Genomic DNA, 20,938 nt, shown 5'->3' with positions numbered 1-20,938 from the left:
CAGAACTTCAGTCTATTGAACTCCGCTGCTCCCGCATCAGGCCGCCTCGCGGCCTACGGCTGCCTGGCATTGAGCATGTCGCTCGTCGGCGGCTACGTCGCCCTCTCCAAGCCCCTTGTCGCCGCCTTTCCGGTTCTGCTGCTTGCATGGCTGCGCTTCGGAATCGCGGCGCTGGCCATGCCGCATTGGCTCAAGCGAACGCCCGACGAACCGCCGATGACATCCCGCACCCGCTGGCTGGTGTTCCTCGAGTCGTTCCTCGGCAATTTCATGTTCTCGATCTGCATGCTGTTCGGCGTGAGCCTCACGAGCGCGGTGTCCGCGGGCGTAATCATGGCGTCGATCCCCGCGTGCGTGGCCGTCGCGAGCTGGCTCTTCCTGCGCGAGCGCATCACTGTGCGCATCGGCCTGGCCATCGCATGCGCCGCGCTCGGCATCGGCCTGCTGGCGCTGTCGCCGGCACACGCACCGGCATCGCCCGCAGCTTCATCGGCTTCGATGCCATGGCTCGGCAACCTGCTCGTGCTCTGCGCGGTGCTCTGCGAGACGGCCTATGCGGTGATCGGCAAGTCGCTCACGGGACGACTCGGACCCAAGCGCATCGCCTCGCTCATCAACCTCTGGGGCTTCGTGCTCTCGCTGCCCTTCGGCATCTGGTTCGCGCTGCAGTTCGATTTCACCGCCGTGCGCTTCGGCACGTGGGCGCTGCTCGTGGTCTATGCGCTCGCCGCGAGCATCTGGACCGTGTGGCTCTGGATGACCGGACTTCGCCACGTACCAGCCGCACAAGCGGGTGTTTTCGCCGTGATGCTGCCCGTGAGCGCGGCCCTCGTGGGAGTGCTCGTGCTGGGCGAAAACCTCTCTTCACCACAGCTCGTTGCGTTCGTCATCGCCCTCGTAGGCGTGGTGCTTGCGACGTGGCCCGGGCGCCGAACGTGAAAAACAGGGCTTCTCCCCTCTGAAAAAACAACAACTCCCAATGAAAAAAGCGCTTTTTCCCTTGGAAACGCGTTTTTTCTCATTTAGCATCCGCATTGCCACTGGAGACGCAAGTTTTTCATTGGTGACTGTTCAACCAAAAAAGGAAATCAACCATGGCAACTGCAAAGAAGGCTCCGGCCAAGAAAGCTCCGGCGAAAAAGGCCGCTCCCGCAAAGAAGGCGGCGACTCCTGCAAAGAAGGCCGCACCGGCCAAGAAGGCGGCTCCTGCAAAGAAGGCCGCACCGGCGAAGAAGGCAGCTCCTGCAAAGAAGGCCCCCGCGAAGAAGGCCGCTCCCGCCAAGAAGCGCACGCCCAACGCCGCGTTCATGAAGGCACTGACCCCCAGCCCGGCACTGGCCGCCGTCGTCGGCTCCACGCCGCTGCCGCGCACCGCTGTCGTGAGCAAGCTGTGGGACTACATCAAGAAGAACAACCTTCAGGACAAGGCCAACAAGCGCAACATCAACGCCGACGCCAAGCTGAAGGAAATCTTCGGCAAGGCTCAAGTTTCGATGTTCGAACTGGCCGCGCTGATCGGCAAGCACGTCAAGTAAGTGCTCAGGGGCCTCGAGCTCCTGAATCAAAAAGCCCGCTTCATGCGGGCTTTTTTTTCGTCTGCGGCAAGGCCACGCCCTCCTCGAAGAAGCGCGTCGGCGTGCGGCCGAAGTGCTTGCGGAAGGCCTCTATGAAGGCGCTCACCGAGCTGTAGCCCACCGTCAACGCCACCGCCGTGACGGGCTCCTTCAGGCTCAGCAGTTCGACGGCCTTCAGCAAGCGCGCCTGCTGGCGCCACTGCGCGAAGCTCAGGCCCGTCTCCGCAGCAAAACGGCGAGTGAGCGTCCTGCGCGCCATGCCGATGCGATCGGCCCATTCGTCGATACCGTCAGGCAACGCCGGATCGTTGGCCAGCGCGGTCGCCATCGAAGCGAGTCGCTTGTCCTGCGGCATCGGCAGGTGCAGCGATTCCTTTCCGCTCGCCGCAAGCTCATCGATCAGCACGGCCACCAGACGCGCTCTTCGTGGCTCCAGCAGGGGCTCCGACGCATCCAGCAACATCAGCCGATCTATCAGCGCCTGCATCAGCGGCGTGACGGCAAACACATGAGGCCCGTCCGGCAACGCCCCAGCAACCGTCGGATCGATGTGCAGGCTCCAGCCCGCAGTGGCACCGAAGCTCTGCGCCGCATGGGCGCAGCGAGGCGCTATCCAGCCGATCCATCCCGGCGGCTGCACCCATCGGCCCGAAGGCGTCTCGATGACCTGCAGGCCCTCGCGCAACGCGAAAAGCTGGCCGGTGTCGTGCGAGTGATAGCCCGTGACGCGCGGCGCCTCGTAGGCCGTGATCCAGAGCCTTGCGGTAGCTTCGTCAGCCATGGATGGCCCACCGGAGATATCGATTGGCCCCGCGCCGCAAGCCCGGATGCGCCCCGCTGCCTAGCATCGAATCCATCTCCACTCCCATCAAGGAACAGCATCCATGAAAGCCCAGGACGTACTCCCCGACGGCGACGACTTCACCGTCATCAACGGCCGCACACTGCGCAAGGGATCGGTCGGCGCCTTCCTCGCAAACGTGCGCATCCTCGAGGATGCAGGCGCATCGGCCGCGGACAGGCAAGCCGCCGGACAGGACCTGATCACGCTGATCCCGACCCTCGACGCGCTCGGCCTGTTCGACGTGTTCGAACTGCGCTCGCCATCCCTGCGCGAGGAAGTCGACCGTCATCGCGCCGCGCTCAGCTCTTCGCCTGCTTCGCCGAGCGCGTGATCGACGACAGCGTGCCACGCGTGGTGATGACTTCGGGGTCGAGCGGGATCTCGATCAGCGTGCCGGTGTCGGCTTCCAGCGCGCGCAGCAGCGCCGCTTCGAACTGCGCCGTTTCCGTCACCCGCTCGGCTGCATAGCCGTAGGCGCGCGCGAGCCCGCAGAAGTCGGGGTTGCGCAGCGCCGTGCCACTGGTGCGCTCGGGATACTCCCGCTCCTGGTGCATGCGGATCGTGCCGAACATGCCGTTGTTGAGCAGCACGATGATGCTCTTGCCGCCATGCTGCGAAGCCGTCGCCAGCTCCTGCCCCGTCATCAGGAAATCGCCGTCGCCCGCAATCGTGAAGGCCACGCGCCCCGTCGCAAGGTTGGCAGCGATGCCCGCCGGCACGCCGTAGCCCATCGCCCCGCTCGTCGGCGCCAGCTGTGTCTTCGCGCCCTTGGCGAGGCCGTGGTAGCGGAAGTAGCGATGCACCCAGCTCGCGAAGTTGCCCGCGCCGTTGGTGATGGCCGCATCCGCTGGCAAGTGCTTCTGCAGCAGCGCGACGACCGCCGCCATGTCTACCGCCCCGCGCGGCGTCTCGGCAGGCATGCCGGCCAGCGCCTGCGGCACGAGGTTGGCCTCGTAGTCGGCACGGGCCTGCAGCGTCCACTCTTCCCACGGCAGCGTCGGCGGTGCGCTCAGCACCTCAAGGCTGCGCGCGGCGGCGCTCATGCCGGCGTTGATCGCCAGGTCGGCCTGATAGACGCGGTTGAGCTCCTCGGCGCTCGCATGGATGTGCACCAGCGTCTGCTTCGCCTTTGGTGCCTCCAGCAGCGTGTAGCCGCTGGTCGTCATCTCGCCAAGGCGCGGGCCGATGGCAAGGATCAGGTCGGCATCCTTCACGCGCTGCGCGAGCTTCGGGTTGATCGCGATGCCGACGTCGCCCGCGTACTGCGGATGGTGGTTGTCGAAGGTGTCCTGGAAGCGGAAGGCGTTCGCCACCGGCAGCCGCCAGTTCTCGGCGAAGCGCTGCAGCGCCTGCGCGGCCTGCGTCGTCCAGCCGCCGCCGCCGGCAATCACCAGCGGGCGCTGCGACTTCAGCAGCAGCTCGCGCAAGGTGCGCAGCGCGCCCGGATCGCTCCAGGGCTCCACCGCCTCCACGCGCGCCAGCGGCCGTGCGGCGGTCTCGCTGCGCAGCATGTCTTCGGGCAGCACCAGAACCACAGGCCCCGGCCGGCCGTTCATCGCGGTGGCGAAGGCGCGCGCGATGTACTCGGGAATGCGGTTCGCGTCGTCGATGCGCTCCACGCGCTTGGCGAAGCCCTTGGTGCTCGGGCCGAAGAAGCTGGCGTAGTCGACCTCCTGGAAAGCTTCGCGGTCGCGGAAGTCGCTGCCGACGTCGCCCACGAAAAGCACCATCGGCGTCGAATCCTGAAAGGCGTTGTGCACGCCGATCGACGCATTGGTCGCACCCGGCCCGCGGGTAACGAAGCACACGCCCGGTCGCCCGGTGAGCTTGCCGTGCGCCTCGGCCATGAAGGCCGCGCCGCCCTCCTGCCGGTTGACGACGAAGCGCGTGCGGTCGCGGTAGGCATGGAAGCCGTCGAGCACCGCAAGAAAGCTCTCGCCAGGCACGCCGAACGCGATCTCCATGCCCTGTTCGACCAGGCATTCCACGATCAGGTGGCCGGCGGGTTGTGATGTACTCATGGGAAGTAGAACCTCAGCTGCAAATGTCTTCGGCAATTATGTGCGCCCGCTCCAGACGCCTTGCGTTAATTCCCCAATTGGTTAAATTCGCGCCATGAAGGCCTCCAAGGACTCCGCGCCCGACATCAGCATCGAGGCAATCGAACCCCGCTCGCGCGACGCCGACCGGTCGCAGCTCGCCATCCTCGCCTCGGCGCGCGACGAGTTCTCCGCGCGCGGGCTCGCCGGCGCGCGCATGGACAGCATCGCCGAGCGCGCGGGCCTCAACAAGCGCCTCATCTACTACTACTTCGGCAGCAAGGACGACCTGTTCCTCGCGGTGCTGGAGCGCGTGTACGCCGACATCCGCGAAGCCGAGCAGCGCCTGCACCTCGAAGAGATCGACCCCGTGGAGGCCATCCGCCAGCTGGTGTCGTTCACCTGGAACTACTACCTCGAGCACCCCGAGTTCATCACGCTGCTCAACAGCGAGAACCTGCACTGCGCGGCACACCTGAAGCGCTCCGAGCGCATCCAGGAAATGAACTCGCCGCTGGTGCAACTGCTCGACACCGTGCTGGAGCGCGGCCGTCGCGACGACCTGTTCCGCGCGGGCGTGGACCCGGTGCAGCTCTACATCTCCATCGCCTCGCTCTGCTACTTCTACCTCTCGAACAACCACACGCTCTCGGCCATCTTCGGCCGCGACCTGCGTGCGCCCAAGGCGATGGCGCAACGCCTCTCTCACATGACCGACCTGGTCCTCGGATACGTCCTGAAATAGGCTCGCCCCCAGGCTGCGCGCACTTCGTGTCGCTACGCCACCCCCCTTCCGGGGGCAACACCAGCGGCCCGGCAAAGCCGGTTCCGCGGTGTTTCTGGCCTTGGCTGCGCCAGCTTCATGCGCCGCGCGCGGCGCAAATCCCCTCTACGAACGACTGAACCGCCCCTCCGGGTATTCACTAGGCAGCTCCGGTTGACGCTGCCGCGCGGGCGTTCCTACAATCGATAATTCACTCAATGGTGAATTGATCGATTCAAGAAGCGGCCCGACCGCGCGGAGACATTCATGAAGCTCTTTGCCAGCACTGCACGCACCACCGTCCTTGCCTCGCTGACCTGCATCGCAGCCCTGCTGCCCGCACTGGCGGCCGCGCAGAACGGCTACCCCAGCAAGCCGATCCGCGTGATCGTTCCCTTCGCGGCCGGCAGCACCACCGACATCATTGCCCGCGCCATCACCGACAAGATGAGCGCCAGCATGGGCCAGGCGCTGGTGATCGACAACCGCGGCGGCGCCAGCGGCACCATCGGCCAGCAAGCGGTGGCCACGGCCGCGCCCGACGGCTACACGGTGATGATCCATTCGTCGTCGCATACGGTGAGCCCCTCCACCTTCGCCAAGCTGCCGTTCGACACGGTGCACGACTTCGCGGGCGTCACGCCGATCTCTTCGCTGCCCAACGCGCTGGTGATCTCGCCGAGCAAGAACATCAAGACGCTGCCGCAGCTGCTGGCCGCCGCGCGCGCCAAGCCCGGCAGCATGAACTTCGCCTCGGCCGGCCAGGGCAGCGCCACGCACCTGAACGCCGAGAAATTCAAGATGGCCGCCAAGATCGATGCCACCAACATCCCCTTCAAGGGATCGGGCGAGGCCGTCACCGAAGTGCTCTCGGGCCGCGTCGACTACTACTTCTCGCCCATCGCGCCGGTCATCGGCCAGATCAAGGAAGGCCATCTGCTGGCGCTGGCAGTGGGCTCGCCCAAGCGCGCCGCCGCCCTGCCCGACGTGCCCACAACCAGCGAAGCCGGCGTGCCCGGCTCGGAGTTCAATTTCTGGATCGGAATGATGGCGCCCGCCAAGACGCCGCGCGACGTCGTCGAGCGCCTGAACGCCGAAGTGGCGAAGGCGCTGGCCTCGCCCGAGGTGAAGGAGCGCTTCGCCAAGCTCGGCGCCGACGCCTGGACGCTCAAGCCCGAGCAGTTCGACGCCTACATCAAGGAAGAGATCGCGAGCAATGCGCAGCTCGTGAAGGCTGCCGGCCTCTCGGTCCAGCAGTAAGAACAGCAAGCACCGCAAGCCAGCCCTCCCGAAAGTCCCGGCCCTCGCCATGTTCCGCAAGCTCCTGCTCTCCCCGGCCCTGCGCCCCTTCATCCTGATCCTGTTGCTGCTGGTGCTGTGGGACCTGGCGATCCGCCTGTTCAAGATTCCGGCCTACCTGATTCCCCCGCCGTGGGAAGTGGTGAAGCAGCTCGTTGCCGAATGGCCGCGCCTGCTCGCCGAAAGCTGGAAGACCACGCTCGCCACGCTGGGCGGTTTCGGACTGACGATCGTGATCGGCATTCCGATCGCGATGGTCATCGCCTACTCGCGCGTCGTCGAGTCGTACGTCTACCCGCTGCTGGTGTTCTCGCAGAGCATTCCCAAGGTGGCGATCGCGCCGCTGTTCGTGGTGTGGTTCGGCTTCGGCATCTTCCCGAAGGTGATCAGCGCTTTCCTGCTGGGCTTCTTCCCGGTGGTGGTGTCCACGGTGATGGGCTTCAAGTCGGTCGAGCCCGACATGCTCGATCTCTCTCGCTCGATGGGCGCGAGCCGCCTGCAGACCTTCTTCAAGATCAGCCTGCCGCAGGCCCTGCCCCAGATCTTCAGCGGCCTGAAGGTGTCGGTGACGCTGGCCGTGGTGGGCGCGGTGGTCGGCGAGTTCGTCGGTTCCAACTCGGGCATCGGCTACGTGCTGCAGGTGGCCAATGGCAACTTCGACCTGCCGCTGATGTTCGCGGCGCTGGTGGTGCTTTCGAGCATCGGCGTGATCCTTTTCGTCGCGGTCGATCTGGTCGAGCGCGTGATGATCCCGTGGCACGCCTCGCAGCGCCACGTGCACTGAGTTCCTTCGCAAAAGCCAACAACTCCCGGAGACAACACCATGAAGAAACTGCTTCCCTCGCTGCTCGCAGCGGCCGCGCTCGCCACCTTCGCCATCGCCCCGGCACATGCCCAGGGTGACAAGCCCAAGGACAAGGTCACGCTGATGCTCAACTGGTACCTGTACAGCGAGCACGCGCCCTTCTTCCTCGGCAAGGAAAAGGGCTTCTATGCCGACGAAGGCATCGACCTCGACATCCAGGAAGGCCGCGGCTCCGCCGTCACCGCGCAGGCGGTGGCCGCCAAGTCGGCGACCTTCGGCTACATCGACGTCACGACCATGATCAAGGCTGCCGCCAAGGGCGCGCCGCTGAAGTCGACGGGCGTGCTGTTCCAGGTGAGCCCGATGTCGGTGATGGGCTTCTCCGAGAAGAACATCAAGACGCCAAAGGACATCATCGGCAAGACGGTGGCCGTCACGCCGGGCGACTCGATGTCGCAGATGTGGCCGCTCTTCCTGAAGGTCAACAACATCACGGCCGACCAGGTGAAGATCGTCTCGGGCGACGGCCAGACCAAGCTCAATGCAGTGACCAACGGCCAGGCCGACCTGCTGCTGGGCTACGTGATGGACCAGGCCATCAAGCTGCAGGACGCCACGGGCAAGCCGGTGACGCCGATCCGCTTCGCCGACTCGGGCGTGAACCAGATCAGCTCCGGGATCATCACCAACAAGAACCTGCTGACCGAGAACCCCGACCTGGTGAAGCGCTTCATGCGCGCCTCCACAAAGGCGGCAGAAGCCGCCGAGAAGAGCCCCGAGGCCGCGGTCGACGCGATGCTCAAGGCCAACCCCAAAGCCGGCGTGCGCGACACGCTGATCGTTGGCATGAAGCAGAGCGTGGCGCTCTATCACACGAAGGAAACGGCCAACCAGCGCCCCTTCCGCGTGACGACGAAGAACGTGAGCGATTCGCTCGACCTGCTGGTGCAGTACGGCGGCATGGACGCCTCCACGCGCGGCAAGCCCGAGGACTACGTCACCCTCGACTTCCTGCCGTAAACAGACTCGCCCCCAGGCTCCGCGCACTTCGTGTCGCTTCTCCCACCCCCTACCGGGGGCAACACCTGCGGCCCGGCAAAGCCGGTTCCGCGGTGTTCCCCGAAAAAACACAAGCGCTCCGTCTCCTCATTCGCTTCGTCCTCTAACTACGCTCCATGTCTCCAGTGAACCTGATCGAAGCGCGCGGCGTCTCGAAGATCTACCAAAGCAAGGACGGCCCCGTCGAGTCGCTCAAGCCGCTCGACTTTGCCATCAAGGAAGGCGAGTTCGTCTCCGTCGTCGGCCCTTCGGGCTGCGGCAAGAGCACGCTGCTGAAGATGGTGGCCGGCCTGCTGCCCATCAGCGGCGGCAGCCTCACGCTGGCAGGCCACCCGATCAAGGGACCGCAGAAGGACGTGGGCATCGTGTTCCAGAGCGCGGTGCTGCTGCCCTGGCGCAGCGTGGAAGACAACATCCTGCTGCAGGCCGAGATGCGCCACCTGCCTTCGGAGGCGTCGCGTGCCCGCGCCCGCGAGCTGATGGAAATGGCGGGCCTGAAGGGCTTCGAGAAGAAGTACCCCTGGCAGCTCTCGGGCGGCATGCAGCAGCGTGCGTCGATCTGCCGCGCCCTGCTGCACGACCCGTCTGTGCTGCTGATGGACGAACCCTTCGGCGCGCTCGACGCGATGACGCGCGAGAAGATGAACCTGGAGCTGCAACGCATCTGGATGGCGTCGAAGAAGACGGTGATGCTCATCACCCACAGCATTCCCGAAGCCATCTTCCTGTCGGACCGCGTGATGGTGATGAGCGAGCGCCCCGGCTCCATCGCCGCGGTGTACGACATCGACCTGCCGCGCGCCCGCACGCTCGACATGATGGCCTCGCCCGAGTTCGGCGCGTACACGAAGCTGGTGCGCGCGCATTTCTTCTCTCAGGGCATCCTGGACCACTGAAACGGCACCCCATGGACGCGATCCGTTTCCACGTCGAGGAGATCCGCTTCGCCGAGCGCAACGTGGCGCTGCGGCTGCCCTTCCGCTTCGGCGCCGCCACCGTCACGGCCTGTCCGCAGGTCTATGTGCGAGCGCGCATCCGCTTCGCCGATGGCCGCACGGCCGAGGGCTGCGCGGCGGAGATGATGATTCCGAAGTGGTTCGACAAGAACCCCGCGCTCACCAACGAGCAGAACTTCGAGCAGCTGCGATTCGCCCTGCGCGATGCGCGCGAGGCCTACACCGCCGAGCCCGATGCGCAGACCGCGTGGACGCATTTCGCCTCGAACTACGCAGCGCTCCAGTCGCGTGCCAGGGCCAAGGGCCTGCAGCCGCTGGTGGCCAGCTACGGCCCCGCGCTGATCGACCGCGCCCTGCTCGACGCGCTGTGCCTGCATAGCGGCACGAGCTTCGCTGCGGCGATGAGCGGCAACCTCAGCGGCATCGACATCGCCGGCAGCGGCCTGGCTGACGACCTCGCTGGCTTCGACATGGCCGGCTTCCTGGCGAAGCAATCGCCGCGAACCCGCATCGCGGCACGACACACCGTCGGGCTGGCCGATGCCATCGACGACAGTGACGCTTCGCCCGATGCGCCAGCCGGCGGCCTGCCGACCACGCTGCAGGCCGCCGTGCAGCGCTACGGCCACACGCATTTCAAGCTCAAGCTGTGCGGCAACACCGCGCAGGACATCGACCGGCTCCAGCGCATCACCCGCGTGATCGACGGCCAGGCCCAGCTCGTGACGCTCGACGGCAACGAGCAGTACGCGGACGCCGATGCATTCGCCACTTTCCTCGACCGCATGCTCTCCACGCCCGTGCTGTGGAAGCTCGCGCAGAAGACCGTCTTCGTCGAGCAGCCGATCCGCCGCGACGCGGCGCTGCAGCGCGACGTGTCCGCACTGGGCAAGCGCATTCCGCTGCTCATCGACGAATCGGACGCCACGCTCGATGCCTTCGTGCAGGCCCGCGCGCTGGGCTACACCGGCGTGTCGAGCAAGAGCTGCAAGGGTTTCTACAAGTCGGTCATCAATGCCGCGCGCTGCGCGCAATGGAACGCCGCGACGGAGAAGCCGCGCTACTTCCTCTCCGGCGAAGACCTGACCATGCAGGCCGGCATCGGCGTGCAGCAGGATCTGGCGCTCGTCGCCTGGCTGGGCCTCTCGCACGTGGAACGCAACGGCCACCACTACGTCAACGGCCTTGCCGCGGCACCCGAAGCCGAGCAGCAAGGGCTGATGAAGCTGCATCCCGGCCTCTACCAAACCAGCGACGGCGCCGTGCGCCTCGCCATCCGCGCAGGGCAGCTCGACCTGTCCTCGCTCGCCGCCGCGCCCGGCTTCGCCACCGGCAAGCCAGGCGCAGGCATCTCGTGGGACGCGATGCGTTCCGTCTACTGAAGCGCGCGTCCAGCCCGCACCAATCTCTCGCACCCAAGGAAGAAAACGATGGCCACCCAACGTCTAGGAATCATCATGCACGGCGTCACCGGGCGCATGGGCATGAACCAGCACCTGATCCGCTCGATCTGCGCAATCCGCGCCCAGGGCGGCGTCGCGCTGTCGAACGGCGACAAGGTCATGCCCGACCCGATCCTCATCGGCCGCAACGCCGAGAAGATGGAAGCGCTCGCCAAGGCCCACAACATTCCGCGCTGGGGCACCGACCTCGACAAGGCGCTGGAGAACAAGGACGACACCATCTTCTTCGACGCCGGCACCACGCAGATGCGCCCCGCACTGCTGGCCAAGGCCATCCGCGCCGGCAAGCACGTCTACTGCGAGAAGCCCATCGCCACCAACCTCAACGAGGCCGTCGAGATTGCCCGCCTGGCCGAGGAAGCCTCGAAGACCAAGGGCCTGAAGCACGGCGCCGTGCAGGACAAGCTCTTCCTGCCCGGCCTGCGCAAGCTCGACATGCTGCGCCGCGCCGGCTTCTTCGGCCGCATGCTCAGCGTGCGCCTGGAGTTCGGCTACTGGGTGTTCGAGGGCGACCTGCAGCCCATCCAGCGCCCGAGCTGGAACTACCGCAAGGAAGACGGCGGCGGGATGATCCTGGACATGATGTGCCACTGGCGCTACGTGCTCGACAACCTGTTCGGCGAAGTGAAGTCGGTGAGCTGCCTGGGCACCACCCACATCCCGAAGCGCTGGGACGAAGCCGGCAAGCCCTACGAGGCCACCGCCGACGACGCGGCCTACGCCACCTGCGAGCTCACCGGCCACAACGGCGAGCCCGTCATCGCGCAGATCAACATGAGCTGGGTCACGCGCGTGCGCCGCGACGACCTGGTGACCTTCCACGTCGACGGCACCGACGGCTCCGCCGTGGCGGGCCTCTCGAGCTGCCGCGCCCAGTCGCGCGTGGCCACGCCGCGCCCGGTGTGGAACCCCGACGAGAAGCAGACCATGAACTTCTTCGACCAGTGGCAGGAGATTCCGGACTCGCAGGTCTACGACAACGGCTTCAAGATCCAGTGGGAGCACTTCATCCGCCACGTGGTGGAAGACGCGCCCTACAAGTGGACGCTGCCCGAAGGCGCCAAGGGCGTGCAACTGGTCGAGGCCGCGCTCGAATCGTGGAAAGACCGCCGCTGGGTCGACGTGCCGGTGCTGAAGGTCTGAGGCAGCCATGGCGCTTTCTCTTGCCCTCCCCACCGCCGGCGGCGCGCTGGCGCCCTACGCGCTGCGCGGCACCGCGCCGGCCAGGCCCGACGCGGGCGTGAAGTTCAACCGCATCGCCTACTCGGCCGCGCACGTGGTGGCCGACCCGCTTGCGGCCATCGACCCTTGGCTGCAATGCGCGGTCGACTGGGACACCACCATCGCCTACCGCCGCCACCTGTTCTCGCTGGGCCTGGGCGTGGCCGAGGCCATGGACACCGCGCAGCGCGGCATGGGCCTGGACTGGCCGACCTCGCTGGAGCTGATCCGCCGCTCGCTCGACGCCGCAAAGGACGTGCCCGGCGCGCTGGTCGCCTCGGGTTGCGGCACCGACCACCTGGACATCGACAGCGTGAAGAGCGTCGACGACGTGATCCGCGGCTACGAGGAGCAGATGGCCGCCATCGAGGCGCTGGGCGGCAAGCTGATCGTGATGGCCAGCCGCGCGCTGGCCCGCGTGGCGAAGAGCCCGGCCGACTACGAGCGCGTGTACGACCGCATCCTGAGCCAGGCGAAGCAGCCGGTGGTGCTGCACTGGCTCGGCGACATGTTCGACCCGGCGCTGGCGGGCTACTGGGGCACGAAGAATGTCGACGCAGCCATGGACACGGCGCTGGGCATCATCGCCGCGCATCCGGACAAGGTCGACGGCATCAAGATCTCGCTGCTCGACAAGGACAAGGAGATCGCGATGCGCCGGCGCCTGCCGCCTGGCGTGCGCATGTACACGGGCGATGACTTCAACTACGCGGAGCTGATCGCCGGCGACGGCTTCGGCAACGAACCCACGCACGGCAAGAGCGATGCGCTGCTGGGAATCTTCGACGCCATCGCGCCGGCGGCCAGCGCAGCCCTGAGCGCACTGGCGCAGGGTAACGAAAAGAAGTTCCACGACATCCTCGGCCCCACGGTGCCGCTGTCGCGCCACATCTTTGCCGCGCCCACGCGCTTCTACAAGACCGGCGTGGTGTTCATGGCCTGGCTCAACGGCCACCAGAAGCACTTCACGATGGTCGGCGGCCAGCAGAGCACGCGCTCGCTGCAGCACTTCGCGGAGCTGTTCCGGCTGGCCGATGCCGCCAACCTGCTGGAGCAGCCCGAGCCGGCGGTGCGACGCATGAAGACCCTGCTGGCCCTGCACGGCGTGGAAGGCTGAAGACCAGCATGCGCGATTTCTCGCAGAACCACGACTGGCTGTCGATCAACACCGCGACGGTGCGCAAGCAGTCGGGCGCCGAGGTGCCGCTGGACCGCATCATCGACCAGTGCGCCGAACGCGGCATCCGTGCGATCAGCCCATGGCGCGACCAGGTGGCGGCCGTCGGCCTCGACAAGATTGCTAAGCAGCTGAAGGCGCACGGCATCGGCCTCTCAGGCTATTGCCGCGGCGGCTTCTTCCCCGCGCCCGATGCGGCCGGCCTGAAGGCCGCGCTCGACGACAACCGCCGCGCCATCGACGAGGCGAAGACGCTGGACGCGCCCTGCCTCGTACTGGTCGTCGGCGCCCTGCCCGGCGCGCTCGAAGGCAAGGTCGCCTACAAGGACATCGGCCGCGCACGCAGCGAGGTACGCGACGGCATCGCCGCATCGCTCGAATACGCCCGCGAAGTCGGCATGCCGCTGGCCATCGAGCCCCTGCACCCGATGCAGGCGGCGGACCGTGCCTGCATCAACACGCTCGAACATGCGCTCGACCTGTGCGACGAACTCGACGCGGGCAGGAGCGGCATGCTCGGTGTGGCCCTGGACATCTACCACGTGTGGTGGGACCCGAAGCTGCAGCAGCAGATCGCCCGCGCCGGCCGCGAGCGCCTGCTGGCGTACCACGTCTGCGACTGGCTCACGCCTACGCGTGATCTGCTGAGTGACCGCGGGATGATGGGGGATGGCGTGGTCGAGTTGAAGAAGATCCGCGGGTGGGTCGAGGACGCGGGCTTCGCTGGTTTCAGCGAAGTGGAGATCTTTTCGAATCTCGACTGGTGGCAGCGGCCTGGAAGCGAAACTCTGGACGTCTGCATCGAGCGGCACAAGCAGGCGGTCTAGCGCTGCTCGTTGTTCAGGGCGTGTGCATAGGCCAGCGGGCATTCCCCTTGCGCGAATGTCCCCCGGCCTGCTGGCGCCCTACTTATTTCGCTGCCGGGAGCACCCGGTAGCCTAGGCCCAATGAACGCAGCTGTGACGCTGGTAATTTGGCCGCTGCTGCGGATAGCCATCAGCTTTCACGAGCATGTTTGACCTACGCAAGGGGCACAATCGACCAGAAGCGGCTGCCTGCTAGATCTGGCTCATTCACCACAATCGACGGCTGCGAGCGGTGTTGTAGCGTCAGACCCCAATGCCGGGCGGCCAGTCTAGGTAGTAGTTACAGCTCTTGGGGAGCGGGTGTCCATCCATGATGTACGCTGCCCACGCGAACAAATTCAACATATGCCTAGCGCCGGTAGGTGTCAGGCCGCAGGACTCGGCGACCTCTGGCAATCGTGCACGACAGATATCAAGGTGGCGTCGTACACCCTCCGTCCCACCGAGGTAGGCATTGAACTCATCAAGATCGATGCCTAAACCGGAGACTCCGTAGGTGCCTGCCACGCCCGGTGCATCTGTATAGACGGCCATGACATCGTGGCCTTCAAGAGTCGCCACGGTTGTCAGCACTATGCAAAAGGCATCCTTCATCCCATTGCTGATCCAAAGGTCCATTTTGTTGTTGATCCAGATGGGGGCGCCCATGGGCTTGTCTATGAATAGCCTTGAGAGGCGGTGAGGTTGTCAGTTCTCAGCGATGCTGGGTGTTCTTGGCTGTCGCTACCTAAGTTGAATTCAACGGCAGCTTTGAAGAAGATGCTACTTCCGCTTCGAGCCCGAAGCAGAAGTAGCTCGCGCTCAATAGCAGTCACTTGCCACGCTCGGTCTGGTCCGTTGAAATCCCGAATGAGCATATGCTAGGTCGTCCTCCAAACCAGCAGCGTAGCGGTTCGCCGTCACCAAGCAGGTTGGGCATGCGCGTTGGAGGTCGGATAACATTGCTGCGCCTCGTGGACGGGTGGAGCGCAGAATTTGATCAGAACTGCAGGTAACTTTCACACCGTCAGACTTCCTGCTAACAATAATGTCTCAACTAAAAAAATGAAGATGGGAAAAATGCTCAAGCGACCCGACTCGCGCACCCTCTTGGGTCGCCTTGCAGTGGTCGTAGCCTTGCCTCTGATGCTTGGTGCTTGTGGAGCCTACGGACCGGCGTTCACCGAACCTTCGGCTCCGAATCCAAACCAGGGCGCGATCTATGTTTATCGGATGACCGCGTTTGCGGCTGGCGCATCAAGGCAGCCGGTGCTTGTCGATGGCGTCCAGGTTGCGGTGCTGAAGAACGGCGGGTACCTCAGGCGCGACCTTGCACCTGGTGATCACACGCTGGAGGTTAAAGGCTTCGGGCCAGCAGCAATTAACTTCAGTGTTGAACCTGGGAAGACACTTTTCTACAGATACACCATCGAACATAAAAGTGCTGAGCATATATACGGGTCACTCGCCTTCAACCACAAATTTGCTAGTTCTCTTGACAGCATTCCTCCAAATATCGCCCTCATAGAGCTGAAACAAACCCAAGGGCTGGATTGAACGCAGTCACTGGTATCTATTTCCGAATTGAACCCCTTCGGAATCAAGCATGCACTTGAAGACACTCGCTACCGTTGTTCCGTTGGCCGCCCTGGTATCAGGTTGTGCTACGGCAGTGCCCCCAAAGTTGATTGGCAAAGGTCGTGTTCTTGAGGTTGTCGCCTTGAATGAGGCAACACTCCAACGTCATCGAGTCGATGTGGCGGTCGCATTCGTGATCCCACTACCATCGTCTACACCGATAGCTACACCTTGGCGCTTGTACACGGTGCGACTGCTTGACGGCACCGAGGTAAAGAAGGTGGCTGAGGGGCAACTGCTTATCGGAACATGCGTGACGCTTCGCGAGCAAGCCGTGCCCACCCGTGATGTGACCACGGCCGACCACGAGATCGCAACGATTTCCCCCAGCGAAGGCTGCGAATAGGCTTGGGCAGGTCACTCCCCAATTGTGAATGACAGGTTCTGGCCGACTGCGGGCTCAACCCATACGTGCGCCGGCTTCAGCACTTGGGTAGACGACCGCGAAATCGGCAGGGCGCTCCGTCTCATCAAGCAGTGAAGTTCCCACTCTGGCTGAATCGGCCAACCGGTTCTCATAGATCATTTCATTCTCTAGGAGCTCGATCACGAAGGGGAGTGCGGCATCCAGGTTATCTGTGGACAGGTAGATGAGCATTGCATCAGTACCCTCTTCATAGTCGTAGCCGCTGTCGGTCAGAATTCCGCTCGAAATCTCGGTCAAGCGATCAGGTACGACGTATCGAAGATCGGTATCTGGGTTCTCCATGCGGCCTGGATCAAGACGAATCAGGACTGACGGCATATTCCATCCTTTAGTGTTTTGGGATGACCGGCTTGTAGCAAATCCGCCCCGCATGCGTACTTCCGCTCTTGGCCGAACCTTGCCCGACAGCGCGACTGATGGGGTTGTGGCCGCGAACTGAATGCGCCTCAGCAAACATTGATCTCAACCGTATGAGATTCGGCTGAAGGCCCGGCGATAAGAAACTCCTGCCAACGCTGCAGCGCCAAGGCGAACGCCTCAGTCGGCAAGAAAACTCTGTTGACGAGATCGTGATGATCAGACGCGATAGTCTGGTGGCCAAGAATCTCTACTCCAAAGTACTCGCGGGCCCAATACAAGGGGCCAGATGCCCCGGCCAGTGCCTCGTTAGCGAGTCGCTTTCCTTCTTCGATCCATTGGATCGCCATCTCGACCCCTAAGCCTCCGTCGTCGTCGAGTACGCGAGCGACCAAATCTTCTTTCTCGGAGTTTGCTAGATCCGTCATGCAAACTGGACAGCGTCCGCCCCCAGGGGCATCGATCCACAAGAAGGTTAGCTTCATGCGTGTAAGTTTAGAGTCGTCTCGTGGCCGATCCTTTTGATGTGCTGAACGACCGGTGTTAGCTGAATTTTCGTCAGTGCGACGAGTGACCGGTCCTGGCCGACTGTAGCCGCTTGTGCCGTCCTCGTGGATCGGCCCACGGGCAGACGTGACTAGGGTGTTATTTCTTGGTCAGCGGCCCCACGGGGCCAACGTCCATGCCGTCGTAGGAGGCGATGTCCAGCCGGTCCGCGAGTGCGTAGAGTTCCTGATTCCGAGAGTCCAGCGATTCCGGCGAGTGGACCTCGATTCGCTCAACGTGTAGTCGGTAACGTCCAGCACCCGCAGGCTCGATACCGACCACGCGATAGCCTTTACTTGCGAGCTCGGAGGCGGCCAGTTCAAGCTTTACCCGAGAACTATCGAGGAAGAAGTAACCCACAAAGCAGTGGGCCATCGACATTCCAGGGCGCCTTGGCACGCATCTGCGAGAACATTGCATCAAGTTGGCTACGCGGAATTCGCCGTTGTGCTTCGGCCATTGCAAATTCTGATCCTGTTAGAGCGGCAGCAGCTAGAAGGACAGTGCACGCGATAGAAAAGCGTCGATTCGTGGTGCGCATAATTGATTCCGATGGTCGCTTTTGGCCGTCAGCGGCCAACTTGGCTACCGAGCCGAGCGAGCAAGGTTGCCGCCGCGAAATACAGGATAGCGATAGCTACCACTGCCCATGTTCCCCACAACCACCGCTCGCGCAACAGCAGAGCCTTCCCGGCATAGTCGGCGTAGGGAATGACATCGCCAGTCTGGCTCGACACGGCGAATATCTCACCGCGGTAAAGCATGATGCGCAGCTCTGGGCCAGCCTGCTCCACCGCTTGAGCCTGGCTCCTTGAAATGTCCAGTACGCCAGCGAATGGTACGTACAACACCGGCTGCAATTTTCTGAGCATCTCGTTGCGTTCGATGTCGTTCGCTACACCGATTCCGATGCCTGCCTTAAATCGAGTGCTGCCGTGCTGTATCCCACTGCGACTCACAACGGTTTCGAGGTCACCGACGTAGCGCAAGGAAACGTTACGCGGAGATAGTGCTTGCAGCGGCACGACTTCGAGCTCGGAGCGATACTTTGCTGCCATTCCCGCGACCGCAAGCAAGGCTAAGAAAAGATGAGCTCGGTATTGCACTAGCCATCGCGCGAGGGAGTTCTTAAGCATAGGACTTGGATTTTGGCTGGACCAATGGTCAGTGCGCACGCGCTTCGGACGCCGCATTCGGCTGTCCGGTCTTGGCCGCATTCTGCCGTAGGCGCGCCGCCGTCAGTGGGCCTACAACAGACAGTCCCCCTCTTAAGCGGGCTTACTGCTGACGGTCTTCTCACCTATATCGGCAAGGATGTCCTTCGCCAACTCCGCTATTTCCTGATTGGGGTCGGTGGCGTACCCGAACAGTCGCGGGCGCTGCGCGATGACCATGCGCCGCAGTTCTTGAAAAGTTGCCGTCTCATCTGGTCGGTCGAAGTGAACGCAGCGCCAGATAAGCTCAAGGAGTTCAGTCGTCAGTTGTTCACCGGCTTGAGGCAAGACGTCGAGAACAAACGGGAGCGCGAGAACCGCTACTGGCGGAGGGCCGATACCACCCGAAACCAAATCGCACCAGAGTTCGCGGCTTGCAGCGAGTGCAGCGGCCGAGTCGGTACTTGCGAGGCGTTCCAGCACTTCCCCCATCTTGTCCGCTGGGCCGAGGCAGGTCCGGAAATTGCGCCAAGGAATCGCATCCAGTCGCGCCCGAAGCGGGGATTGTGTCAGTTGGGACATGGTGGTTCAATCTCCACGCCTCTCTGACAGGCAAGCCAGAGATAGGGATAGCTTCAAAGTAACTGGCAAGAGGCAAATGACTGGTTGTGGCCGCAATCTGCCGTCATGCAGGTATACGCCGTACTTCGCTAAATCGCATTCGCCGAAGGTCGCCCTGTGACTCAAGTCGGCCCAATTCGACAAGCAGGCCGACCCGCTTTGCGAAGAAAACGTCAGGAACCTCACTTAGGCGGTCTGGCATCGACAGCATCGCCATCCCAACCACGCGCGCGACCTTCCTCCAGTCGTCGGAGACTTGCGAAAAAAGTGCTGCATCGATAAGCGACAGTTCAGCTTGAGACAGCTTTGCAACTCGCGCGCCCTCTGAGGGCGAAAGCTCAGCATCGTAGATGTCGTCGTTCATCGTGCTAAATCGTTGATAGGCAGGACCGGATCGGATGCTCGCTCACGGTCGCATTCTGTAGCACCGGTGAGTGTCAGGTTGTGGCCGGATCCTGTCCTAGTCATCACTGGCCTTTGTCGCGCAGCGCTCGGCAAACTAATACCAACAGCATACCGAGTCCAATCAACAATGCTTCCATGAGCCAGCTGTGCTCGGTCGGGACCACGCGGTAGTAATGATGCGCACCGCCAAGCAGATTGACTGGCAGAAGATCGCCAAGCGGCAACAGCAGAAGAATGCCTAGGACAATCAAGGCGTATCCCATACTCACAAGCCAGGTTAGACGTGTTTGCTTCATGTTCATGGTCTTGGCGAGATGTCTGCTTCTGGCCGAACCGTACCACCTGCGTTTACGCGCAAGCTGACGCCCCGCTGCGCTCGGCGCCCCCACCCCGGCCTTGTCCACTTTCCGTCTATTCGACGTCAGCGTGATAGGGCGAACGCATTTCCTCAACGAACAGGCCAACCTTCATCGCCAGCTCTTGCGCTTCAGGACACGCTGATGCGACCCCTATGTACATGTAGTAGTCCCACCCAAAGTGGATGAACCCTCTATCGCCCTCAAGCCTGCACCAGAACTCCTCGCGGAGCACTTCGGTCATGATTGTCCCGACATCCATCACCGTGAGGCAAGCGCCTTCCGGGTAGGGCCGCTTCCCTTTCTTTCGGTACTCCAGCCCTCGAACTGCCAGGGAACCGACGTTCGCTTCTCGAAGGAATGCCATGGCGACGGAGATGTACGCCGTCTCGACCTTTTCGTACGTCGCTCGGGTTAGAACTGTTCCGTCGAAGGTGGCACCAACGTCGCTGAAGGAGGTCCACTCGTTGTAGGTTCCTCCACTCAGTCGGACGGCTGGGTCGTACTTGGTGACTCGATACTCAAACATCGTTGCCTTTTCCTCGCCGCAAACGTCCGCTTCCTTACGAATTCCGCGACACGGTCGAACGCCTCCTGTTGCCCGATAGTATCTATTCGCACGAGGCCCTGGGACTTCGGCAATCGCTGCAAAGCAGATGCTCGCCTTGTCCGTCGCCAATCAGCTCGGACCACATAGCGGCCATCGAACCCTACCCCGCAAACTTCAATCGCCCCGAATTCCCTTCACCACGAAGGCCTCAGGCGGGCCGCGAAATCCGCAGCCCGCGGACCGGCCGCTAACCGCCAGTCTCAGGCGCCCCACATCGCGCCTTCTCGCTCATCTGAAACAGCTCTCCAGCCTTGCGCGCCAGTTCCGCCGCAAGCCAAAGCAGGTTGTCCAGTCGTCGAGGCCCATCACCGCTGCACCATTCGATGTCTTCCCCGTGGCAAACCCACAGTAACGCTTCAAGCTGAGAGAGTGTGTTTTCAAGAAGATCCGCCGGGTCTTGGGCGGTTTCTGCGGAAGCTACCGGCGTAGTCGGCCGGGCTATAGTCTTGGTAGCCATTTTTGTGCGTTCCTTCCAAGGTTGTTGCACGAACTTGGTTAGACGGCTGGGGTGCTAGTAACACCCTGGCCGTCGCCTTTTGATACCTCGCATCTGCATCGCTGCTTTCGCACCGACAACCTGCCGCGAGGCAAGCAGCCTTCGAACATCGGGTTGAGTTGGGTGGGTGGCGCCTTTCTGCTCCCCTTGGTGGGGTGTTGAGTGACAGGGGCATTCACTCTAGAGAAGAACCCGGCAAAGCAGCCGCTGCTACAGCACGAAGTCGCGAAGACTGCCAACAAATACAGCTTCCGCAGCAGCGCTGAACGCTCACGCCGATGGG

The 20,938-nt window shown here is 63.4% G+C and carries 25 protein-coding genes; 13 read left to right on the top strand and 12 right to left on the bottom strand.

Annotation, left to right across the window (positions count from 1 at the left end):
* Positions 1-15 precede the first annotated feature (15 nt).
* Together EJO71_RS16770 and EJO71_RS16765 are read left to right on the top strand one after the other, a co-directional pair.
* Positions 16-939 (top strand): DMT family transporter, encoded by a 924-nt coding sequence (locus tag EJO71_RS16770; RefSeq protein ID WP_125949938.1) that lies wholly within the window; start codon positions 16-18, stop codon positions 937-939.
* A 155-nt stretch (positions 940-1,094) separates the two neighbouring features.
* Positions 1,095-1,535, top strand: a complete 441-nt coding sequence (locus EJO71_RS16765) for an SWIB/MDM2 domain-containing protein (protein WP_125949939.1) — start codon at positions 1,095-1,097, stop codon at positions 1,533-1,535.
* 40 nt (positions 1,536-1,575) lie between these two features.
* Here the strand turns inward: EJO71_RS16765 and EJO71_RS16760 are convergent, their stop codons facing one another.
* Positions 1,576-2,355, bottom strand: a complete 780-nt coding sequence (locus EJO71_RS16760; RefSeq protein WP_125949940.1) for a helix-turn-helix transcriptional regulator — start codon at positions 2,353-2,355, stop codon at positions 1,576-1,578.
* Between the two features lie 103 nt (positions 2,356-2,458).
* Here EJO71_RS16760 and EJO71_RS16755 point away from each other — a divergent pair, with 103 nt between their 5' ends.
* Positions 2,459-2,749 carry a hypothetical protein gene (locus EJO71_RS16755; RefSeq protein WP_125949941.1) on the top strand — a complete coding sequence of 97 codons (291 nt, stop codon included), beginning with the start codon at positions 2,459-2,461 and terminating at the stop codon, positions 2,747-2,749.
* On the opposite strand, the gene EJO71_RS16750 is transcribed toward EJO71_RS16755, so the two are convergent.
* Positions 2,718-4,439 (bottom strand): thiamine pyrophosphate-binding protein, encoded by a 1,722-nt coding sequence (locus EJO71_RS16750; protein ID WP_125949942.1) that lies wholly within the window; start codon positions 4,437-4,439, stop codon positions 2,718-2,720. The genes EJO71_RS16755 and EJO71_RS16750 overlap by 32 nt on opposite strands.
* Positions 4,440-4,533: 94 nt before the next feature.
* On the opposite strand from EJO71_RS16750, the gene EJO71_RS16745 reads away from it, so the two are divergent.
* The 9 genes from EJO71_RS16745 (at position 4,534) to EJO71_RS16705 (ending at position 14,027) form a co-directional block, all read left to right on the top strand.
* Positions 4,534-5,202, top strand: a complete 669-nt coding sequence (locus EJO71_RS16745; RefSeq protein WP_125949943.1) for a TetR/AcrR family transcriptional regulator — start codon at positions 4,534-4,536, stop codon at positions 5,200-5,202.
* A 285-nt stretch (positions 5,203-5,487) separates the two neighbouring features.
* Positions 5,488-6,480, top strand: coding sequence for a tripartite tricarboxylate transporter substrate binding protein (locus tag EJO71_RS16740; RefSeq protein ID WP_125949944.1), 993 nt, complete (start codon positions 5,488-5,490; stop codon positions 6,478-6,480).
* 49 nt (positions 6,481-6,529) lie between these two features.
* Positions 6,530-7,303: an ABC transporter permease gene (locus EJO71_RS16735; RefSeq protein ID WP_125949945.1), complete on the top strand. Its 774-nt coding sequence runs from the start codon at positions 6,530-6,532 to the stop codon at positions 7,301-7,303.
* 39 nt (positions 7,304-7,342) lie between these two features.
* The gene (locus EJO71_RS16730; RefSeq protein WP_125949946.1) at positions 7,343-8,344 is read left to right on the top strand and encodes an ABC transporter substrate-binding protein; all 1,002 of its coding nucleotides are present in this window, start codon (positions 7,343-7,345) and stop codon (positions 8,342-8,344) included.
* Positions 8,345-8,499: 155 nt separating this feature from the next.
* Complete coding sequence (locus EJO71_RS16725; protein ID WP_125949947.1) at positions 8,500-9,279, top strand: ABC transporter ATP-binding protein; 780 nt, start codon at positions 8,500-8,502, stop codon at positions 9,277-9,279.
* 11 nt (positions 9,280-9,290) lie between these two features.
* Positions 9,291-10,721: an enolase C-terminal domain-like protein gene (locus EJO71_RS16720; protein ID WP_125949948.1), complete on the top strand. Its 1,431-nt coding sequence runs from the start codon at positions 9,291-9,293 to the stop codon at positions 10,719-10,721.
* A 48-nt stretch (positions 10,722-10,769) separates the two neighbouring features.
* Positions 10,770-11,945, top strand: a complete 1,176-nt coding sequence (locus tag EJO71_RS16715) for a Gfo/Idh/MocA family oxidoreductase (RefSeq protein WP_125949949.1) — start codon at positions 10,770-10,772, stop codon at positions 11,943-11,945.
* A gap of 7 nt (positions 11,946-11,952) precedes the next feature.
* The gene (locus tag EJO71_RS16710) at positions 11,953-13,140 is read left to right on the top strand and encodes a dihydrodipicolinate synthase family protein (RefSeq protein ID WP_125949950.1); all 1,188 of its coding nucleotides are present in this window, start codon (positions 11,953-11,955) and stop codon (positions 13,138-13,140) included.
* Between the two features lie 8 nt (positions 13,141-13,148).
* The gene (locus tag EJO71_RS16705; protein ID WP_125949951.1) at positions 13,149-14,027 is read left to right on the top strand and encodes a sugar phosphate isomerase/epimerase family protein; all 879 of its coding nucleotides are present in this window, start codon (positions 13,149-13,151) and stop codon (positions 14,025-14,027) included.
* 282 nt (positions 14,028-14,309) lie between these two features.
* Here the strand turns inward: EJO71_RS16705 and EJO71_RS16700 are convergent, their stop codons facing one another.
* A complete protein-coding gene (locus tag EJO71_RS16700; protein ID WP_125949952.1) occupies positions 14,310-14,714 on the bottom strand; it encodes a hypothetical protein in 405 nt (134 codons plus the stop codon).
* 327 nt (positions 14,715-15,041) lie between these two features.
* Between EJO71_RS16700 and EJO71_RS16695 the strand changes: the two genes are divergently transcribed.
* Positions 15,042-15,602: a DUF2846 domain-containing protein gene (locus tag EJO71_RS16695; RefSeq protein ID WP_125949953.1), complete on the top strand. Its 561-nt coding sequence runs from the start codon at positions 15,042-15,044 to the stop codon at positions 15,600-15,602.
* 481 nt (positions 15,603-16,083) lie between these two features.
* Here EJO71_RS16695 and EJO71_RS16690 read toward each other — a convergent pair whose 3' ends face one another.
* From EJO71_RS16690 to EJO71_RS34605, 9 genes are all read right to left on the bottom strand, one after another.
* Positions 16,084-16,428, bottom strand: coding sequence for a hypothetical protein (locus EJO71_RS16690; protein ID WP_125949954.1), 345 nt, complete (start codon positions 16,426-16,428; stop codon positions 16,084-16,086).
* A gap of 128 nt (positions 16,429-16,556) precedes the next feature.
* On the bottom strand, positions 16,557-16,952 hold the full coding sequence (locus tag EJO71_RS16685) for a hypothetical protein (RefSeq protein WP_125949955.1): 396 nt from the start codon (positions 16,950-16,952) through the stop codon (positions 16,557-16,559).
* 160 nt (positions 16,953-17,112) lie between these two features.
* Positions 17,113-17,394, bottom strand: coding sequence for a ribonuclease E inhibitor RraB (locus EJO71_RS16680; protein WP_240651435.1), 282 nt, complete (start codon positions 17,392-17,394; stop codon positions 17,113-17,115).
* Positions 17,395-17,582: 188 nt separating this feature from the next.
* On the bottom strand, positions 17,583-18,149 hold the full coding sequence (locus EJO71_RS16675; RefSeq protein WP_125949956.1) for a hypothetical protein: 567 nt from the start codon (positions 18,147-18,149) through the stop codon (positions 17,583-17,585).
* Positions 18,150-18,281: 132 nt separating this feature from the next.
* Positions 18,282-18,749, bottom strand: coding sequence for a hypothetical protein (locus tag EJO71_RS16670; protein WP_125949957.1), 468 nt, complete (start codon positions 18,747-18,749; stop codon positions 18,282-18,284).
* 103 nt (positions 18,750-18,852) lie between these two features.
* Positions 18,853-19,152 (bottom strand): DUF3658 domain-containing protein, encoded by a 300-nt coding sequence (locus EJO71_RS16665; protein WP_125949958.1) that lies wholly within the window; start codon positions 19,150-19,152, stop codon positions 18,853-18,855.
* A 103-nt stretch (positions 19,153-19,255) separates the two neighbouring features.
* Complete coding sequence (locus EJO71_RS16660) at positions 19,256-19,495, bottom strand: hypothetical protein (protein ID WP_125949959.1); 240 nt, start codon at positions 19,493-19,495, stop codon at positions 19,256-19,258.
* A gap of 109 nt (positions 19,496-19,604) precedes the next feature.
* Positions 19,605-20,078, bottom strand: a complete 474-nt coding sequence (locus EJO71_RS16655) for a hypothetical protein (RefSeq protein WP_125949960.1) — start codon at positions 20,076-20,078, stop codon at positions 19,605-19,607.
* A 268-nt stretch (positions 20,079-20,346) separates the two neighbouring features.
* Complete coding sequence (locus EJO71_RS34605) at positions 20,347-20,616, bottom strand: hypothetical protein (protein WP_125949961.1); 270 nt, start codon at positions 20,614-20,616, stop codon at positions 20,347-20,349.
* Positions 20,617-20,938 lie beyond the last annotated feature (322 nt).

It is taken from the genome of Variovorax sp. 679 (assembly GCF_003952185.1).
GTDB lineage: Bacteria > Pseudomonadota > Gammaproteobacteria > Burkholderiales > Burkholderiaceae_C > Variovorax.
This window is presented reverse-complemented; position numbering and strand designations above follow the sequence as displayed.

Bases quoted from the DNA above. Each gene is read 5' to 3' on its own strand.
- EJO71_RS16720 (WP_125949948.1), top strand. From the start codon at position 9,291: ATGGACGCGATCCGTTTCCACGTCGAGGAGATCCGCTTCGCCGAGCGC.
- EJO71_RS16700 (WP_125949952.1), bottom strand. From the start codon at position 14,714: ATGGGCGCCCCCATCTGGATCAACAACAAAATGGACCTTTGGATCAGC.
- EJO71_RS16710 (WP_125949950.1), top strand. From the start codon at position 11,953: ATGGCGCTTTCTCTTGCCCTCCCCACCGCCGGCGGCGCGCTGGCGCCC.
- EJO71_RS16670 (WP_125949957.1), bottom strand. From the start codon at position 18,749: ATGTCCCAACTGACACAATCCCCGCTTCGGGCGCGACTGGATGCGATT.
- EJO71_RS16735 (WP_125949945.1), top strand. From the start codon at position 6,530: ATGTTCCGCAAGCTCCTGCTCTCCCCGGCCCTGCGCCCCTTCATCCTG.
- EJO71_RS16760 (WP_125949940.1), bottom strand. From the start codon at position 2,355: ATGGCTGACGAAGCTACCGCAAGGCTCTGGATCACGGCCTACGAGGCG.
- EJO71_RS16665 (WP_125949958.1), bottom strand. From the start codon at position 19,152: ATGAACGACGACATCTACGATGCTGAGCTTTCGCCCTCAGAGGGCGCG.
- EJO71_RS16740 (WP_125949944.1), top strand. From the start codon at position 5,488: ATGAAGCTCTTTGCCAGCACTGCACGCACCACCGTCCTTGCCTCGCTG.
- EJO71_RS16725 (WP_125949947.1), top strand. From the start codon at position 8,500: ATGTCTCCAGTGAACCTGATCGAAGCGCGCGGCGTCTCGAAGATCTAC.
- EJO71_RS16675 (WP_125949956.1), bottom strand. From the start codon at position 18,149: ATGCTTAAGAACTCCCTCGCGCGATGGCTAGTGCAATACCGAGCTCAT.
- EJO71_RS16765 (WP_125949939.1), top strand. From the start codon at position 1,095: ATGGCAACTGCAAAGAAGGCTCCGGCCAAGAAAGCTCCGGCGAAAAAG.
- EJO71_RS16730 (WP_125949946.1), top strand. From the start codon at position 7,343: ATGAAGAAACTGCTTCCCTCGCTGCTCGCAGCGGCCGCGCTCGCCACC.
- EJO71_RS16750 (WP_125949942.1), bottom strand. From the start codon at position 4,439: ATGAGTACATCACAACCCGCCGGCCACCTGATCGTGGAATGCCTGGTC.
- EJO71_RS16755 (WP_125949941.1), top strand. From the start codon at position 2,459: ATGAAAGCCCAGGACGTACTCCCCGACGGCGACGACTTCACCGTCATC.
- EJO71_RS34605 (WP_125949961.1), bottom strand. From the start codon at position 20,616: ATGGCTACCAAGACTATAGCCCGGCCGACTACGCCGGTAGCTTCCGCA.
- EJO71_RS16680 (WP_240651435.1), bottom strand. From the start codon at position 17,394: ATGTCGATGGCCCACTGCTTTGTGGGTTACTTCTTCCTCGATAGTTCT.
- EJO71_RS16705 (WP_125949951.1), top strand. From the start codon at position 13,149: ATGCGCGATTTCTCGCAGAACCACGACTGGCTGTCGATCAACACCGCG.
- EJO71_RS16745 (WP_125949943.1), top strand. From the start codon at position 4,534: ATGAAGGCCTCCAAGGACTCCGCGCCCGACATCAGCATCGAGGCAATC.
- EJO71_RS16685 (WP_125949955.1), bottom strand. From the start codon at position 16,952: ATGAAGCTAACCTTCTTGTGGATCGATGCCCCTGGGGGCGGACGCTGT.
- EJO71_RS16655 (WP_125949960.1), bottom strand. From the start codon at position 20,078: ATGTTTGAGTATCGAGTCACCAAGTACGACCCAGCCGTCCGACTGAGT.
- EJO71_RS16660 (WP_125949959.1), bottom strand. From the start codon at position 19,495: ATGAACATGAAGCAAACACGTCTAACCTGGCTTGTGAGTATGGGATAC.
- EJO71_RS16690 (WP_125949954.1), bottom strand. From the start codon at position 16,428: ATGCCGTCAGTCCTGATTCGTCTTGATCCAGGCCGCATGGAGAACCCA.
- EJO71_RS16715 (WP_125949949.1), top strand. From the start codon at position 10,770: ATGGCCACCCAACGTCTAGGAATCATCATGCACGGCGTCACCGGGCGC.